General features: G+C 43.3%; 15 protein-coding genes and 1 rRNA gene. 3 read left to right on the forward strand and 13 right to left on the reverse strand.

Annotation, left to right across the window (positions count from 1 at the left end; genetic code table 11):
- Nucleotides 1-292: ribosomal RNA gene (locus ACESTK_RS07955) — 16S ribosomal RNA — on the reverse strand; the annotation flags it as partial.
- 670 nt (nt 293-962) lie between these two features.
- Here ACESTK_RS07955 and ACESTK_RS07960 point away from each other — a divergent pair.
- Nucleotides 963-1,847, forward strand: coding sequence for a hypothetical protein (locus ACESTK_RS07960; protein ID WP_373119405.1), 885 nt, complete (start codon nt 963-965; stop codon nt 1,845-1,847).
- Between the two features lie 107 nt (nt 1,848-1,954).
- Here ACESTK_RS07960 and ACESTK_RS07965 read toward each other — a convergent pair whose 3' ends face one another.
- The 5 genes from ACESTK_RS07965 to ACESTK_RS07985 all read right to left on the reverse strand — a co-directional run bounded on the left by ACESTK_RS07965 (nt 1,955) and on the right by ACESTK_RS07985 (nt 5,539).
- Nucleotides 1,955-2,386 carry a hypothetical protein gene (locus ACESTK_RS07965; RefSeq protein WP_373119407.1) on the reverse strand — a complete coding sequence of 144 codons (432 nt, stop codon included), beginning with the start codon at nt 2,384-2,386 and terminating at the stop codon, nt 1,955-1,957.
- A gap of 306 nt (nt 2,387-2,692) precedes the next feature.
- Nucleotides 2,693-3,379 carry an RNA polymerase sporulation sigma factor SigE gene (sigE, locus tag ACESTK_RS07970; protein WP_173772878.1) on the reverse strand — a complete coding sequence of 229 codons (687 nt, stop codon included), beginning with the start codon at nt 3,377-3,379 and terminating at the stop codon, nt 2,693-2,695.
- 57 nt (nt 3,380-3,436) lie between these two features.
- Complete coding sequence (locus ACESTK_RS07975) at nt 3,437-4,282, reverse strand: sigma-E processing peptidase SpoIIGA (protein ID WP_118584313.1); 846 nt, start codon at nt 4,280-4,282, stop codon at nt 3,437-3,439.
- 251 nt (nt 4,283-4,533) lie between these two features.
- Nucleotides 4,534-5,271, reverse strand: coding sequence for a type I 3-dehydroquinate dehydratase (aroD, locus tag ACESTK_RS07980; protein ID WP_325064564.1), 738 nt, complete (start codon nt 5,269-5,271; stop codon nt 4,534-4,536).
- A complete protein-coding gene (locus ACESTK_RS07985; RefSeq protein ID WP_313720020.1) occupies nt 5,156-5,539 on the reverse strand; it encodes a DUF6783 domain-containing protein in 384 nt (127 codons plus the stop codon). The genes aroD and ACESTK_RS07985 overlap by 116 nt, the downstream gene beginning before the upstream one ends.
- On the opposite strand from ACESTK_RS07985, the gene ACESTK_RS07990 reads away from it, so the two are divergent.
- Together ACESTK_RS07990 and ACESTK_RS07995 are read left to right on the forward strand one after the other, a co-directional pair.
- Nucleotides 5,438-5,659 carry a DUF6783 domain-containing protein gene (locus ACESTK_RS07990; RefSeq protein WP_373119409.1) on the forward strand — a complete coding sequence of 74 codons (222 nt, stop codon included), beginning with the start codon at nt 5,438-5,440 and terminating at the stop codon, nt 5,657-5,659. The genes ACESTK_RS07985 and ACESTK_RS07990 overlap by 102 nt on opposite strands.
- Complete coding sequence (locus ACESTK_RS07995) at nt 5,656-6,525, forward strand: shikimate dehydrogenase (protein WP_373119410.1); 870 nt, start codon at nt 5,656-5,658, stop codon at nt 6,523-6,525. The genes ACESTK_RS07990 and ACESTK_RS07995 overlap by 4 nt, the downstream gene beginning before the upstream one ends.
- A gap of 173 nt (nt 6,526-6,698) precedes the next feature.
- Here ACESTK_RS07995 and thrS read toward each other — a convergent pair whose 3' ends face one another.
- The 7 genes from thrS to ACESTK_RS08030 all read right to left on the reverse strand — a co-directional run bounded on the left by thrS (nt 6,699) and on the right by ACESTK_RS08030 (nt 16,877).
- The gene (gene thrS, locus ACESTK_RS08000) at nt 6,699-8,636 is read right to left on the reverse strand and encodes a threonine--tRNA ligase (RefSeq protein ID WP_347709132.1); all 1,938 of its coding nucleotides are present in this window, start codon (nt 8,634-8,636) and stop codon (nt 6,699-6,701) included.
- A 494-nt stretch (nt 8,637-9,130) separates the two neighbouring features.
- Nucleotides 9,131-9,877 carry a YdcF family protein gene (locus ACESTK_RS08005; RefSeq protein ID WP_373119412.1) on the reverse strand — a complete coding sequence of 249 codons (747 nt, stop codon included), beginning with the start codon at nt 9,875-9,877 and terminating at the stop codon, nt 9,131-9,133.
- 206 nt (nt 9,878-10,083) lie between these two features.
- Nucleotides 10,084-10,599 carry an SEC-C metal-binding domain-containing protein gene (locus ACESTK_RS08010; protein WP_118578503.1) on the reverse strand — a complete coding sequence of 172 codons (516 nt, stop codon included), beginning with the start codon at nt 10,597-10,599 and terminating at the stop codon, nt 10,084-10,086.
- Nucleotides 10,600-10,946: 347 nt separating this feature from the next.
- Nucleotides 10,947-11,768 (reverse strand): HAD family phosphatase, encoded by an 822-nt coding sequence (locus tag ACESTK_RS08015; RefSeq protein WP_195379290.1) that lies wholly within the window; start codon nt 11,766-11,768, stop codon nt 10,947-10,949.
- Nucleotides 11,769-12,018: 250 nt separating this feature from the next.
- Nucleotides 12,019-13,299 carry an adenylosuccinate synthase gene (locus ACESTK_RS08020; protein WP_195379289.1) on the reverse strand — a complete coding sequence of 427 codons (1,281 nt, stop codon included), beginning with the start codon at nt 13,297-13,299 and terminating at the stop codon, nt 12,019-12,021.
- A 61-nt stretch (nt 13,300-13,360) separates the two neighbouring features.
- Complete coding sequence (gene purB, locus ACESTK_RS08025; protein WP_195379288.1) at nt 13,361-14,794, reverse strand: adenylosuccinate lyase; 1,434 nt, start codon at nt 14,792-14,794, stop codon at nt 13,361-13,363.
- Between the two features lie 196 nt (nt 14,795-14,990).
- On the reverse strand, nt 14,991-16,877 hold the full coding sequence (locus ACESTK_RS08030; RefSeq protein WP_178090565.1) for a beta-L-arabinofuranosidase domain-containing protein: 1,887 nt from the start codon (nt 16,875-16,877) through the stop codon (nt 14,991-14,993).
- Nucleotides 16,878-16,884: the final 7 nt, after the last annotated feature.

Here is a 16,884-nt window from a genome sequence, read left to right on the forward strand (position 1 = left end):
TCGCCTTGGTAGGCCGCTGCCCTGCCAACTAGCTAATCCAACGCGGGTCCATCTTATACCACCGGAGTTTTTCACACGGAACCATGCGGTTCTGTGCGCTTATGCGGTATTAGCAGCCATTTCTGGCTGTTATCCCCCGGTATAAGGCAGGTTACCCACGCGTTACTCACCCGTCCGCCACTAGAAATAAATTAAATCGACCGAAGTTTCAATAAAGTATTTCCCGTTCGACTTGCATGTGTTAAGCACGCCGCCAGCGTTCATCCTGAGCCAGGATCAAACTCTCTGTAAAAGTGTTTGATGCACTCAAGACAACCAACTAGCTTAGTTATCTCTCGTCATTACTGTTATAAAAAGTTCATTCATTTGAATGATGATTCGTTAAGAATTTTCGAGAATCGTATGTGTTTCACTGTTTAGTTATCAAGGTTGTTTGTCTGTCATCTCTTTGCGACAGCTTGTTTACTTTATCATATCTTCCAAATCTTGTCAAGCACTTTTTTCAAAAGTTTTTGAGATTTTCAAGATCCTGTCTATCGTTCTGTTCAAACGACTTGATTACTTTATCATAAGTTCAGTCATTTGTCAACAGTTAATTTAAATTTTCTGAAAACTATTTTATTTTTCAGCATTTCAGAAGCAATTTCTTGCGACAGCTTGTTTATTATACCACTGCCGCAAGGAATCGTCAAGCACTTTTTACAAAAAAGTTTATATTTTTTTGTTCAAATTATTTGTCGAATCATGTCGAACTCTTTTTCTTGCATTTTAGCCCGCCATGGGCTATGCTATAACAAAGCATTTCATTTCAGTAAGTCTATTTAATATCATCTCTGGTATCTTCGGCGCTCTGCCGCTTCAGAAATCTCATGCTTTTCCCATATAGCAGCAGGAAGGTTTCTGACCAAAATGTAGAGATTTACATTAAGAGGCCTTCCACCATCTTTATAAGGAGGTCTTCTATGAACAATGTATCTTTACCTGTAAACCGTATTTACAAGGATCGACTCTACAAGATGATTTTTAATGACAAATCAGAATTACTGAAACTTTACAATGCAATTAACGGAACTCATTATGATGATCCTGCAATGCTAACAATTACTACATTGGATAACGCAATCTACATGACAATGGAAAATGATCTTTCCTTTATTATTGATATGCGCCTGGCACTTTATGAACAACAGTCCACGGTAAATCCCAACCTACCTTTACGCTTTCTCATGTACATAACAGATATTTATTCAGCCTATACGAAAGACATGAACATATATGGTTCCAAGAAAGGGCAGATTCCGCTGCCTTCCTTCGTAATCTTTTATAATGGTGTGAAGTCGCAGCCAGACAGGACAGAATTTCTTCTTTCAGAGTTATTTCATCCAACAACCGACCAACCAGCGTTGGAATTGAAAGCGGTTATGCTTAACATCAATAAGGGGCATAACCAGGAATTAATGAATGCCTGTCATACCCTTCGTGATTACTCCGAATATGTTGCTCGCATTCGTACCTATTCTGCTGAAATGCCACTGACTGACGCAGTTGAGAAGGCAATTACCGAATGTATCCATGAAAACATCCTGCGGGATTTTTTACTAAAGAACCGAGCGGAGGCGAAAGCTATGAGTATTTATGAATATGATGAAGAGAAAACCTTGCGTATGTTTTGGGAAGAGGGTTATGAAGACGGAGAACGGAATGGAAAAATCCAGGCAACTATTGAAATGTGTTTGGAATTTAACCTCTCTTCAGATGCCATTGTTCAAAAACTAATGACGAAATTTCAGTTTTCTGAAAACCAGGCACAGGAATATCTAGACAACTATATAGCTCAAAATTCTTAAACTAATTTTTTCTATGAATAATTGTAATTTCATAATATCCTTGCGCAAAACTGGCGGAGGATAAATACTTCCTTCATCTGGAAGCATCTCCCCCGCCGCCTTATTTCCTACAGAAAATCCTTCAGCTTTTCCACATTCTCCTCTTCAAATTCCTGCAGCCGTTCCATCAGCTTTTTGATGTCTTTCTCCACGTCATTTTCGTACTGATGAAGCTTTTTCACGGCTTCGGTAATTCCCATGCTGCTGCCCTGGATCAGCATTTTGGCGATGTGGGAGGTGGAGTCATCGGCCATGGTCTGGAGGTTAACCATAAGGTAGGTGCGGATTTTTTCAAAGGTGCCAAGACCTTTTTCGTCATATCCGCTCCGATTCAGAATATCCCTGGCTTCGTTATGAAACTTCCGATAGCCCTCAATCTGCTTTTCCAGACATGTCTGCAATTTTTCGTCTTCCGTGATCTCAAGCAGCTGCTCCAAGGTGTCTATACCCATCTGGGAATTCTGATACACATAGTTTAGAAATTCTACATCGGCATTCATAAGCGTGTCTCCTTTACTGTAAATCCATTTCTTTACATATGAAATAATAAAACTATCCTCTATGTCTATTGTAGAATTCCCATTTTTGCCGTTATTATTCCAATACACGCCCATATTCTGTCCTTCTTTTCGCTAAGTATAATTTCCAAATCAACCCATAGCCTGCTTGCGCCATTTTGTTATTTTGATAAAGATTCCCTCCAAGCCATGCTTACATGGACAAAGAAGCCACAAATATTTGAAAGGCTGGACAGTATGAACAACAGAAGCAGACCATGCAAAGCCTCAACTTGCAGCTATTCACTTTTACTCATACTTCACAATTTCCTTCTTCAATCTCTTCATGATCCTTTTTTCCAACCTGGAAATATAAGACTGTGAAATTCCCAGAAGGTCCGCCACTTCTTTCTGTGTTTTTTCCCTTCCCTCCTGTCTTCCAAGCCCGAACCGCAGTTTGATAATCGTCTGCTCCCTTGGAGAAAGCTTGGAAATTGCTTTTCCAAGAAGCTTGATCTCCACCTCGTTCTCCAGCCTCTGGGAGATCACATCATCATCCGTTCCCAAAATATCAGAAAGCAAAAGCTCGTTTCCATCCCAGTCCACATTCAGTGGCTCATCTATGGAAACCTCCATTTTCGTCTTACTGTTACGTCTGAGATACATAAGAATTTCGTTTTCAATACATCTGGATGCATACGTAGCCAGCTTAATATTTTTTACCGGGTTAAAAGTATTGATTGCCTTAATCAACCCGATAGTGCCAATGGAGATCAGATCCTCCACACTCACACCTGTATTATCAAACTTTTTGGCTATATAGACCACCAGCCTGAGATTGTGCTCGATCAAGGTAGACTTAGCTTCTTTCTCCTCTGGTGTACCCAGTTTTTCAAGGATCCTCGCTTCTCTTTGTGTTTCCAGTGGCGGCGGCAGAATATCACTTCCACCAATATAATAAACCTCTCCCTGTCTGCCGAGCAGGAATCTGGGCATTACCTGAAATGGATAATACGCTGCACTTGCTGATCTGTTCATGAATAAGTCCCCCTCCTAATGCAAAATTCTGGAATTCAACAGTACCTGGTACTCTTTTCCCAAAGCAGAGGGTTCCACGGCCAGCGCCAGCACCGGATTTGCCACATGAATCACCTCCCTGGGAGTGTGAATACAAAGGTCATCTAACACCACTGCCAACAGCACGCCTTCCTCCCCGATTGTCTTATAGGGCAAAAAGTGCGGATGCAAGTCAGCCGGCTCTGTACCTTCCAGCTCCCCTGGGTTCTCCTTAAGGTGTTTCAGCCTGTCTGCATTTTCCTGCGGAAGCAATGCTTCCAGAACCTCCGGTTTTATAATAAATACCTCCTTCTGGCTGATGGGGTCTACAAGAAAATTTCCTGTATCCCAAAGCCCGAAAAACGGTTGTACATTTCCCCGATAGGACAGGGTAACTGGATAAATATTTTTCCATCTGGCACGGAAAGAATCGCTAAGATAGATCAGTGCACTAAGTCCCATGTAGGCTCCTGCGGCAACAATCAAAAAACGTATGGGTGTCGCCTTTTTTACAGGTGCCGCTTCCATAAGACCTCCCATGAAAAAAGCCATCAGGTAAACAGTCACCAGAGCTTTTACCAGAAGTCCGTTTTTCTTAAGATCCAGTCCAAGAACCAGCATGCCCCAGGCACAGCCGCCATGGAGCAGTACCTTTGCAGGAAAAATCATATCCGGCAGTACATATAAAATGAGGCAGGAAAACAGAGCGCCAACGGCTGCCGCCAGCAAAATCCTTCCACGATTTCTTTTTCGCAGGAAAAGCTTTCCTACAATGCGAAGAAGAACGTAATCCATTAAAAGATTCGTCAGAAAGACGATGTCTATGTATACGTCATAATACATAAAAAGCCCCCTGTGGCCTGTCGTCCGTTACCTTTTGCGGTAACGTCAATCCTTAACTTTGGTAAGTGAACCCATTATACGGTCACAGAGGGCGCAGATTTTGTCAAAAAGGGGCGGGAAATCCTAAGAATTTCTCGCCCCAAATCGACAGCATGATCTGTCATTTTTCGTTATTTTGTTCTAAATTAATTCTGTCAATATTATTTTCAATTAAAGCAATTCATTTTTTCATGCTTCGTGCAAAATTAATTCTACTGCTTTAATTCGTCTTCTTCATTTTTCTCATGTAAAGCATCCAGAAGACTTCTCAGTTCTCCAATCGGAAACTGTCCCGGTGCAGATGCGGCGCCAACTGTTCCAAAGGTAATGCCAGAGCCGAAGTTCTCTCCGGAAATTCGGGTAATAGAACCAATACTTCCCATTGCCATGGATACCAAAGGCTTTTCGCACTCCTGTCTCATAGCATTTGTTGCCTCCATAATTGCTGCCACGTCTTCGAAACCATGAGGCATTACCGCCATTTTCAAAATATCAGCGCCTGATTTTTCCATTTCGCGGAAGCGGTTTAAAAGAACCTCCTGACTGTCTGTTTTGTGGAAATCATGGGAAGAAGCGATCACTTTGACTCCTTCTTTTTGAAGCTCTGCCACCAGCTTTTTCTTCTCTTCCGAATTACTCATAACTTCCACATCAACCAGGTCTGCCTTTTTGCCTTTTGCAATATTTATATTGCAGGCAGCGTAATCCTCCAGAGAAATGGTAATATTTCCGCCTTCCTCACTTGTCCGGATTGTAAAAAGCAGTGGTGTTTCACCAAGAATTTCTGCCAACGCTTCAAGCACATTCTGGCAGGCTTCCGGATTCATCAGTTCTTCAAAGAAATCTGCACGCCATTCCACCAGATCTGCAGCTGCTTTTTTGGCATCCTCTGCTTCCTGGCAGATTTTTTCTCTGGTGGTTCCAGTAAGAGGAACGCAGATTTTCGGGATTCCTGCTCCAATGGTCAGGTTCTTTATCTGAATAGGTTTTGTCATTTCTTGACATCTCCTTTCTCATAGAATAATATATACTTAGTAATACTTTAATGATTTCCAGTTTTAAACTAAATGAAAGTTCATGTTCCAATATCTTAAGGCTGTTCATACTAGAGCGTGTTTGAAAAAGGCTTTCTGCAAGATGTGCGTCACAATTTGTGGGAGATTTCGCTCGGATGAGGGCGCCGTAGCGGGCTACGGCAACCGAATTCGGGTGAAATATACCGCAAAGTGGGGCGTGCAGATTGCGGGAATGATTTTTCAAACACGCTCTACCCCAGATCAGTCACTGCTATTGCCTTGGACTTTCAAAATAATAGAAACTTCAGGAGGTACCTTATGATCCCAATTACCGGTCACACACAGCTTACCGCACTTCTTGGAAGTCCGGTGGCACACAGTATTTCACCACTTATGCACAATGAAGCATTCCATCTTCTTGATCTTGATTACACTTATCTTTGCTTCAATGTAAACGAGGAAAATCTGGAAACTGCTGTCATGGGACTGAAAACTTGCGGAATCCGTGGCTTCAACCTTACCATGCCAAACAAAAACAAGATCGTGGAGCTTCTGGACGAGCTTTCCCCTGCTGCCCGACTGATCGGCGCTGTGAACACCGTAGTCAATGACAATGGACGCCTTACCGGCTATAACACTGACGGTGTAGGATACATGCAGGCTGTCAGAGATGCAGGATATGATGTGATCGGAAAAACCATCACCATCATGGGGGCCGGTGGTGCAGCTACTGCCATCTGTGCACAGGCTGCCCTTGACGGGGTAAAAAAAATCCATATTTTTGCCCGTGAGACCAGTCGTTTCTGGAACCGCACACAGAAGCTGGTGGAAAATATCAACGCCACTCTTCCCTGCCAGGCCATTCTTCACGAAAACAAGGATAAAGAAGAACTGGCACAGGCTATCTCCGAGAGTGCGCTTCTTCTCAATGCCACCTCAGTGGGGATGGCTCCTGATACAGAAGGGTCCATTATTGAAGATACCAGTCTTTATCATCCGAATCTGATCGTGTCAGATGTGATCTACAATCCCCGTGAGACACGATTCTTGCGCGACGCAAGAGAGGCTGGCTGCCGCACCTTCAACGGTATGTATATGCTGCTTTACCAGGGGGCTGAAGCGTTCCGTCTGTGGACAGGAAAAGAAATGCCAGTGGAGGAAATTAAGGCGAAATACTTTTCCGAATAATGCATTCATCTGCTATAATTCACAAGATTATATATTTTTTCACCTAATCCAGCTATATTTTATAACAATGTTAATATTTTCAAGAAAGGCGCCGCATCTCACAGCAGCGCCTTTCTTTTATATGGAAATCACGTTCCTATTTATTCACTTAAAACTTTTTCGGAAAATCCGGCTTATTTCTGCTCTTCCTGAACCTCTACCTTACGGTTCTCTCTGCTCTTGATCTCAGCTTTGATAGAAGTAATGAACTCTCCAAGATCCTTCGCACCTTCATCTCCCAGGAAACGGCTTCTTACAGAAACTTTGCCCTCTTCCTCTTCTTTGGCACCAACAACCAGCATATAAGGAATCTTCTGAAGTCTTGCCTCACGGATCTTGTAACCGATTTTCTCAGCACGGGTATCAATTTCGACACGAATACCAGACTCTTTCAGCTCGTTTACAACCTTTTCTGCGTAATCCATATATTTATCAGAAATCGGAAGCACCTTCACCTGTACAGGAGCAAGCCATGTTGGGAATGCACCTGCAAAATGCTCGATCAAAATACCGATAAAACGCTCGATGGATCCAAAAGCAACACGGTGGATCATGATCGGACGATGTTTCTCGCCGTCAGCACCAACATATTCACAATTAAAACGGAGCGGAAGCTGGAAATCAAGCTGGATAGTACCACACTGCCAGGTTCTTCCGATGGAGTCCTCAAGATGGAAGTCAATCTTCGGTCCGTAGAACGCTCCGTCTCCCTCATTTACTACATAATTAAGCCCGAGGTCGTCAAGAGCTCCGCGAAGAGCGTCTGTAGCCATCTCCCAGTCCTCATCACTTCCCATGGAATCTTCCGGACGTGTGGAAAGCTCTACGTGATATTTGAAACCAAACAGCTGATATACCTCGTCAATCAGTTTTGCAACCCCTTTGATCTCCTCACGGATCTGCTCCGGCATCATAAAGATATGGGCATCATCCTGTGTAAAGCAGCGTACACGCATAAGTCCGTGAAGCTGTCCGGATTTTTCATGACGATGTACCAGACCAAGCTCACCCATACGAAGCGGCAGATCACGGTAAGAACGTGGTTCTGACTGGTATACAAGAATACCTCCCGGACAGTTCATTGGCTTGATTGCAAAATCCTGATCGTCAATTACAGTTGTATACATATTTTCTTTGTAATGATCCCAGTGTCCGGATGTCTCCCAAAGATGACGTGCCAGCATGATCGGTGTGGAAATCTCAACATATCCTGCTTTCTGATGGATTTCTCTCCAGTAATCAAGAAGAGTATTCTTCAGAACCATTCCCTTAGGAAGGAAGAACGGGAATCCAGGACCTTCGTCGCTCATCATGAACAGACCAAGCTCTTTACCAAGCTTTCTGTGGTCACGTTTCTTCGCCTCTTCCATACGGGTAATATATTCTTCCAGATCTGCTTTCTTTGTGAAAGAAGTTCCATAGATTCTGGTAAGCATTTTATTCTTCTCGCTTCCTCTCCAGTAAGCACCTGCAATGCTGGTAAGCTTGAATGCTTTTACCGGTTTGGTTGTCATAAGGTGAGGTCCTGCACAAAGGTCAACAAACTCACCCTGCTGATAAAAGCTGATCTCAGCATCTTCTGGAAGATCTTCGATAAGCTCCACTTTATATGGCTCATTTTTCTCTTTGAAGAATGCGATCGCTTCTTCTCTGGATTTGGTAAAACGGGTAATCGGAAGTGCTTCCTTTACCACTTTCTTCATTTCAACTTCGATCTTTGCAAGATCCTCTGTGGTGATCGGGTTCTCGCTGTCAATATCATAATAAAATCCGTCTGCAATAGATGGTCCGATTGCAAGCTTTACATCCGGGTACAGTCTCTTGATTGCCTGTGCCATAATGTGGGATGTGGTGTGACGGAAAGCGCCTTTTCCACCCTCATCCTCAAATGTCAGGATGCTTAACTCGCAGTCCTTGTCAACTACATGTCTAAGGTCAACAACTTCTCCGTCAACCTCTCCTGCACATGCAACTCTTGCAAGGCCTTCGCTGATATCAGCCGCAATGTCGATAACGGATTTTGCTTCTGCGTATTCTTTTTTAGAACCGTCTTTTAATGTGATAATCATGATTCGTGTCTCCTTTTCTTTTTCTGAAACTGTATCCGGCAGGAAACTGTCTGATACGAAAAACGTATGGTAACGTTTGACTGAGCACTGAAAACCAAACATTTTCTGTACTCCCATGCAGGGACGAGACGAGCTGCAGTCTCCAAGGTCACACACAAACGTGGACTTTAACTCATTGCTCGTGAAAAACAAAAGCCCCTTACAATGCTCTCACACTGTAAGGGACGAATATACTCGCGGTTCCACCCTGCTTGCCATAGCATACGTATCTGTAAACCAGGCCACTTATTTGATGGTAACGGAATCACCGGACCGGATTAGGGCCACTCGGAGGTAGTTTTCAACTGTTTCCTGATAAGGCATTTCCAGCCGCCTGCCTCTCTCTGAAACATTCCACAGTTTACTCTTCTCGTCAACGTGTTTTCTTATCACTGTGTCCCATTATAGCCTTGGGTTTTGGGTTTGTCAATAATCTGCAAAATAAAGATGATAAAAAATTAGATATTTCCCCGAAGTTTTTCTTTTACAAGCGCTACTACTTCCCGCACCACATAATGCACCTGCATAATAGGATCTGATACCGCCGCAATTCCATAAGGATGTTTATATCCCAGCTTTTCCGCCAATTTTACTGCTCGGTACACGTGAAAATTATTTGACAATATTCCCGTATTTTTCTTACTGCACCCGGTAAGCTCATCGGAAAATTTCAGATTTTCTTTCGTGCTTGTAGACTTCTCTTCCAACACCAGCCGCTCCTGTGAAATACCATGCGCTGTCAGATAATTCTCCATACATTTTGCTTCCGTAATATCCTCCCCAAAGCCCTGTCCGCCGGAAAGGATCAGCGTGGTATCTTCATTCTCCCTGGCATATTTCAGTGCCGCCTTCAGACGAAGTTCCAAAGCCTTGGATGGTACATCTCCTTTTACATGAGCACCTAACACAACTACATAATCCAGGTTCTTTTTCCCGGAAGACTTCATTCCGGAAATTACACGGCTGCAGATAAATCCAAAACAGACAATTCCGATCAGCACAGCCACCATGATCACAGTTCCCAGCCATCCAGGGAAAATTCCCGGATGATTTCTGCCATAGCGGATCAGTACTGCGCCGCCTTCCAGAACCGCTGTAAGCAGTACCCAGAACCAGGCAAAATCAGCTGTAATGCCAGCATATACCACGATCAGCACATAATAAGCCAGGCTTAAAATCCCGGCGCAAAAACAAAATAAACTCAAATTCTCTTCTCTCTTTCTAAATTCAAATCCACTCTGCGTGTTTCACTCATTACTCGCACAAAGCAAACTGATTCATACTTGTAGAACTCATAAATCAACTAATTTTCCTATAAATATACACGAAACGGATTGCCTGGCAGCCATCCACCATTGCAATCCGTCCCACAGCCGGAATCCACCGGATCCCGGTCTATATTCACATTTTATTATTTGTTTCTACCGCAGCAGAATTTATATTTCTTTCCGCTTCCGCATGGACACGGATCGTTACGTCCGATCTTGTGTGCCTTAACAACAGTACCGGATTTCTTCTGCTCAAGATAAAGCTCTTTACGTTTCTCCGGGGTAAAGATCTTGTCCCACTGTGGAAGATTGTAAAGCCAGTCAGCCTTAGCGTCTACCATGTTCTTGTAAAGAAGCTCTTTGTCAAAGCAAAGACTCACGGTAGTATTCTCATCCATAGTCTCAATCGGGTTCTGAACCTTAAGGCTGTCATTGATTCCATCAAGGAAACCAACCATGGTGAGCACTTCCTGATTATATTTCTCAGCCAGCTCTTTAACTGTACCAGTAACTACTTCGTCCGGATTCTCAAGAAGCTGTGCATAAATGTTCTTCTCAATGTTAAAATATTTTGCCCAGAACTGCTGAAGTTTATTACGATCTGCCTGCTGGTCATAGGCAATGGCACGCCACTGCTCTAAAATGGTCTTGTCGCTCATTTCTTATTCCTCTTTTCAACAAAATTTCGTAATTATGCCGTTTTACAGCTGAAATTCATTATACCATCTTTTACTGAAAAACACAAATCTTATTTTTTTTCCAAAATTTTCTTGCAGATTTTCCATAAAATTCATACTATTTTTCTGTAACATATGTATAAAAAGCCAGTGACAGGTTCATACTATGAGTGTTCAGTAAAATGAACCAACAAATTCATTGAACCCCCTTCAATGATGACGCATTACAAAAGATAAGCGAGATTAACTTATATCCTCCCCGAAACGCCCCGGCTTCTGAAGTACTAGCTGAAGCCGGGGCGTTGACTTTCCTGTTTTGCTGTTTTTTTCTATTTTACTCCAAGCTTCTCCAGTTCCTTTGCCGCCTGCTTCAGATCATGGAATTCAATGGCATGAATACCAAGCTTTCTTGCAGCCTCGCAGTTCTCCGGGCGGTCATCCAGGAAAACGCTCTCCTCCGGTTTTAAACCGAATCTGGAAAGAAGTGTCTCATAAATATCAGCCTCCGGTTTGATCTGCTGAACCTCACAGGAGAAAATCACACCATCCATATTTTTCAAAAAAGGCATTTTACCTGGTCTTGTCTGATCCAGCATGAATTGACTGTAGTTTGAGAGAATGTACAGACGATAGCCCTGGCTTTTCAGATAGCCGGTCCAGGTTTCAGCGTAATCCTTAATTCCAATTGTTTTTCCGGATTCTTCGATCACACGCTTTACATCCGCCTCGTACTCAGCCGGAAGTGCTGCGATAAACTGTTTCCGGTATTCTTCTTCAGAAAGCAGTCCACGATCACGCTCATTCCAGATCTGGCTCTTAAAAACCTTCTCAGCAATCAGCTTCTCTTCTTCTGCCGAAAAGTGGAACGCTTTCAGATAGCTTTCCCAATCATAGGAAACCAATACCTGTCCCACATCAAAAATTATGTTTTTCACTTCGCCTGCGACCTCCTTTTCCTCTTTCTTCAAAAGTTTATAAACCATAAGAAATACATAAGCCAGCACTGGCACCAGAATTACCGTACCTACTGCCGCCTTAAAATTCCCCTGTGCGTTGTCGCCGCTGCCAAAAGCAAAGATCATAGGCAGACAGCAAACTGCCAGTAAGACTACCACTCCCAGAATGGCAGCTGCACGTTTAAAATTTTTCATTCTTTATTCCTTTATAAAATCCGTTTTCTTTTTTGTCATCTAGAGCATCGAAAATTAAGTTTCTGCTATATTGGCGCAGCAAATAAAAATCAGACAAGTCAATATGGCAGTTACTTAATATTCGATGTACTAGATACAAGATACGCCGGAGAGAACCTCCGGCGCAGTCACATTTCAATTACCGATCACTCTGTAACCAGTAATGTATTCTTACTTACAAGCGTCTGATACGCAGCCGCTTTTTTCCAAATTATTTATTTCTGTAAATAATATCGTTTCTTCCTGGTCCGTTGGAAACCATGGTGATCGGGTATCCGATCTTCTCCTCGATGAATTCGATGTATTTTCTGCAATTCTCCGGAAGATCCTCATAGTTCTTTATTCCACGGATATCACATTTCCATCCTGGAAGCTTCTCGATCACCGGTTTTGCTTTCTCAAGTCTGGCTGTGGTCGGGAAGTCTGTGGTAATCTCTCCGTCGATATCGTAAGCAACACAAACCGGGATCTCATCCAGATAGCCAAGTACGTCAAGTACTGTAAATGCAACATCTGTAGCACCCTGAAGACGGCAGCCGTATTTGGAAGCAACACAGTCATACCATCCCATACGTCTCGGACGTCCTGTGGTAGCGCCGTATTCTCCGCCATCACCACCACGTCTTCTAAGCTCGTCAGCCTCTTCTCCGAAAATCTCGGAAACAAATGCACCGGCACCTACCGCACTGGAATAAGCCTTGCTTACAACAACGATCTTCTGGATCTCATATGGAGGCACACCTGCTCCGATGGCACCGTATGCAGCCAGTGTGGAAGAAGATGTAACCATTGGGTAAATACCATGGTCAGGGTCTTTCAGAGTTCCAAGCTGTCCCTCAAGAAGGATCTCCTTGCCCTCTTTCAGTGCATTATTCAGATACAAGGAAACGTCGCATACATATGGTGCAACCATTTTCTTGTATTCCATCAGCTCTGCAAAAAGCTCGTCAACATTCAGAAGCGGTTTATGATATAAGTGCTCAAGAAGAACGTTCTTAGTTTCACAAACACTTGTCAGTTTCTCCTTCAGGCGCTCCTCGTCAAAAAGCTCATTTACCTGGAAACCAATTTTTGCATATTTGTCAGAATAGAAAGGTGCGATACCGGATTTGGTGGAACCAAAGGACTTACCCCCCAGACGTTCCTCCTCATACTGATCGAACAGAATGTGGTATGGCATAACCATCTGTGCTCTGTCAGAGATCAGAATCTTCGGTGCCGGAACACCTTTGCTTACAACCTCATTGTATTCTTTGAAAAATACAGGGATATTCAGTGCAACACCGTTGCCGATCACACTTGTAGTGTGTCCGTAAAATACACCTGACGGCAGAGTGTGAAGTGCGAATTTACCATAGTCGTTTACAATAGTATGTCCCGCATTTGCACCACCCTGGAATCTAACGATAATATCAGCTTTCTCAGCGAGCATGTCGGTAATTTTACCCTTACCTTCATCTCCCCAGTTTGCTCCAACTACTGCTTTGATCATAACTCAAATTCCTCCTGTGTCTGATCTGAATTTCATAAAAAAAGAAATCAACAACCTTTTATCATACATTAATCTCAGCTGTCATTCCAAGCATTTCCTTGTGGGAAGCCAGAACCGGATTTACAACTTTTGCAATAAAGCTTTCGGTCTGCTCTTTGGCACGTCCCACATATTTCTTCGGATCCATGGTCTTCTGAAGCTCTTCCAGAGTCAGGTTAAACGCCGGATCTGCTGCGATCAGCTCAAGAAGATTGTTGTCCTTACCTTCTACTTTAACATTCTTACCAGCTTCCATGGAAAGCTCACGGATACGCTCATGAAGCTCCTGACGGTCTCCGCCTGCCTTTACTGCGTCCATCATAATGTTCTCAGTTGCCATAAATGGCAGCTCAGCCATCATGTGTTTCTCGATAACCTTCGGATAAACCACAAGGCCATCTACAACATTCAGACACAGATCCAGGATTCCGTCAATTGCGAGGAAGCCTTCCGGTACGGAAAGACGCTTGTTGGCGGAGTCATCCAGAGTTCTCTCAAACCACTGGGTAGCAGAGGTGATGGCTGGATTCAGGGCATCTACCATCACATATCTGGAAAGGGAAGCAATACGCTCACTTCTCATTGGGTTTCTCTTATAAGCCATAGCGGAAGATCCGATCTGTGATTTCTCAAATGGCTCCTCTACTTCTTTCAGATGCTGAAGAAGACGGATATCGTTTGACATCTTGTGTGCACTTGCTGCAATTCCTGCCAGAACATTGACAACACGGGTATCAACTTTACGGGAATAGGTCTGTCCGGATACCGGATAGCATTCCTTGAATCCCATCTTGGCAGCGATCATCGGATCGATCTTGTCGATCGTCTCCTGGTCTCCTTCAAACAGTTCCAGAAAGCTTGCCTGTGTACCTGTAGTACCTTTAGAACCAAGAAGCTTAATGGTGCCAAGAACATATTCCAGATCTTCAAGATCCATCATGAATTCCTGTGTCCACAGTGTGGCACGCTTTCCAACGGTAGTTGGCTGTGCAGGCTGGAAATGGGTAAATGCAAGTGTAGGCTGATCTTTATATTTGTCAGCGAACTTGGAAAGCTCTGCAATTACGTTTACTAGTTTCTTCTGAACCAGTTTCAGAGCTTCTGTCATAACAATAATGTCTGTATTATCTCCTACATAACAGGATGTTGCTCCCAGGTGGATGATTCCCTTTGCTTTCGGGCACTGCACACCGTAAGCATATACATGGGACATAACATCGTGACGCACTTCTTTCTCACGGGCCTTGGCAACATCATAGTTGATATCGTCTGCATGAGCTTTCAGTTCATCAATCTGTTCCTGGGTGATGTTCAGTCCAAGCTCCTTCTCAGTCTCTGCCAGAGCGATCCAGAGTCTTCTCCAGGTGCGGAATTTCATATCCTGTGAAAAAATGTACTGCATTTCCTTGCTGGCATAACGCTCAGACAAAGGGCTTGTATATCTGTCTGTACTCATTCTTTCTCTCCTGTTTCTAAGTAAGTTTTTATCATTTACTTTGCGGATCAACTGTTTTTTCCACATACAAGGGGATTATATAACATCCAAAGATTTTAAGCAAGACCCTGATGGAATTTCGTGTTCACAATTTCACACTCTGAATTCCAAAAAATTTCTTTTTTGTCCTTTATCTTACAGATTTTCTGCCGCACATTTATTTCGTCTGTAGCCATACTTCCATTTCCGTATCCCGTCTCCAGGTTTTTCCGGCAGACGCATAATCCACCATCAGGAAGGTCTCTTCCCCTATGGTGACGTCAAACAGACACTGATACTTCTTTTTCAAGGTATTGGATAGCGCTTTTCTTGTATTCTCAATTTTCAAAGGTCCGTTCAGTGCTTCTTCTTTCCGGCAGTCCATAATCGTCCCTTCTTTTTCCTCCAGGCGCTTTTCTCTTGCCAGAACCAGCGGACCATATAGCACAGCCATTCTTCTGGCACTGTCGGCATCCTCCGGATTCTCCATTCCCCACAGGATTCTGGGGTTCATATCCAGATTTAATACAATCTCATCTCCATCTTTCCAGGTCCGCTTTAAGGAAAAATATTTCTCTGCTTCCGGAAGAGCGGCATCTTCATTATTTTCTGCCGTTCGCACTGTCAGCCTGCCTGTCCTGGAAAATTCAGGAATTCGAAGCTCTGTTTCGAACCAGACATCCTGAGTCATGCTCAGTTTCATACGAATTTCCCCATTTGCAGGATACTTTGTTTTTATTTCCACTTGTACGGGAACGCTGTCGATCAGAAACTCAAGTTTTCCCGGCATATACAGATTTATTCTTACCAGCCTGTCTTGCACTTCTGTCCCAAGAAGCGGGACAAGCGCTGTTCCAGCTGCTCCGATTGCAATGCAGCAGCCGCAAAAGGCCTGGTTTTCCTCCATTGCTTTAAATCCGCCCACTGCACGGCCACGTATGTTGGAACTTAATGGACTATAGCTGTCAAATGCGGGAATACAGCCATCTTTGTCTGCCGTATAACGGTCATACACCTGCCTGTAATAGGGTTCATCAAAACGGGTTTCTTCTCCACACACTGCCTTTTCAAAATTAACAGAACCATAAAGTACATTAAATGCCGTTCTCTCAATTTCATCAATATATTTGATATCTCCTGTAAAATAGTACATTCTGCGCAGCAACCTCATCCAGGTAACTGATACGCAGGTTTCCAGCATGATTCCGTCATATTTTGTACCACTCTGCATAAGACTTCCATGATTCAGCAATTCGTTTTTGCAGCCAAGGCCTCCCACTACTGTTCTCTCTGATTCCAGAAGTTTCTCTATAAAATTTTTTACAGAAATCTGCCATTTTTCTTCTTTGACAACAAGGGAATATTCCAGCAGACCTTCAAAGCAGGACATTAACTCATAGGCTTTTACAACCGGATATTCATAAGGATACAATTCATTCTGATAAGCAGCTTCAAAAATGTTAAATTCCCGGGCTCCACCGCAATCTACAATATAAGCTGCAAAGTCCAGATACTTTTTTTCATGCACAATGCGGTACAGCAGAACCACCGGCTCCAGAATAGAGCTGGAATTGATTCCCTGCCAGATATCAGAAGTTTCTGTAATCTTCTTTTTTCCAGATTCCTTTCCTACATGCGCCATAATATAATCCAGATGTCTTTCTGCTGACTGGATCACTTTTCTTTTTTTCTCTTCTTCTCTGCAGATATTATAATAACTGATCAGCCCCATAAGTACATATTTCCTGCCCCACATATCCCATCCCTGGAATTCTGCTTCTTTGCTGTATGTGGAAATTCTGCCTTCCCCATCCTGATAAAAAAGAAGCTGATCCACAGACTCTGTGAGAATTTCATATAATTCTTCATCCCTGGTATAGAGGTAGGTCTCACATGCACCACGCATAAGCTTCCCCCAGTATTCCCCTCTCCAGCCAAGATCCCCATCATCTGGGCAGTTGGCAAACTGATCTGCTGTCAGTTTCCATAGGCTTCTGTTTTTCAGCTGCTCTTTTTCTACAAAACGCGCTGCTGCGTCTGCAATTCCGTTGTATTTCATTTTCATTATATTC

The organism is Ruminococcus sp. Marseille-P328, from assembly GCF_964249465.1.
Classification (GTDB): Bacteria; Bacillota; Clostridia; order Lachnospirales; family Lachnospiraceae; genus Blautia_A; species Blautia_A faecis.

Coding starts and splice junctions, on each gene's coding strand:
- ACESTK_RS07960 (WP_373119405.1), top strand. CDS start 963: ATGAACAATGTATCTTTACCTGTAAACCGTATTTACAAGGATCGACTC.
- ACESTK_RS07965 (WP_373119407.1), bottom strand. CDS start 2,386: ATGAATGCCGATGTAGAATTTCTAAACTATGTGTATCAGAATTCCCAG.
- sigE (WP_173772878.1), bottom strand. CDS start 3,379: ATGCCCAGATTCCTGCTCGGCAGACAGGGAGAGGTTTATTATATTGGT.
- ACESTK_RS07975 (WP_118584313.1), bottom strand. CDS start 4,282: ATGTATTATGACGTATACATAGACATCGTCTTTCTGACGAATCTTTTA.
- ACESTK_RS07995 (WP_373119410.1), top strand. CDS start 5,656: ATGATCCCAATTACCGGTCACACACAGCTTACCGCACTTCTTGGAAGT.
- ACESTK_RS08010 (WP_118578503.1), bottom strand. CDS start 10,599: ATGAGCGACAAGACCATTTTAGAGCAGTGGCGTGCCATTGCCTATGAC.
- ACESTK_RS08015 (WP_195379290.1), bottom strand. CDS start 11,768: ATGAAAAATTTTAAACGTGCAGCTGCCATTCTGGGAGTGGTAGTCTTA.
- ACESTK_RS08020 (WP_195379289.1), bottom strand. CDS start 13,299: ATGATCAAAGCAGTAGTTGGAGCAAACTGGGGAGATGAAGGTAAGGGT.
- purB (WP_195379288.1), bottom strand. CDS start 14,794: ATGAGTACAGACAGATATACAAGCCCTTTGTCTGAGCGTTATGCCAGC.
- ACESTK_RS08030 (WP_178090565.1), bottom strand. CDS start 16,877: ATGAAAATGAAATACAACGGAATTGCAGACGCAGCAGCGCGTTTTGTA.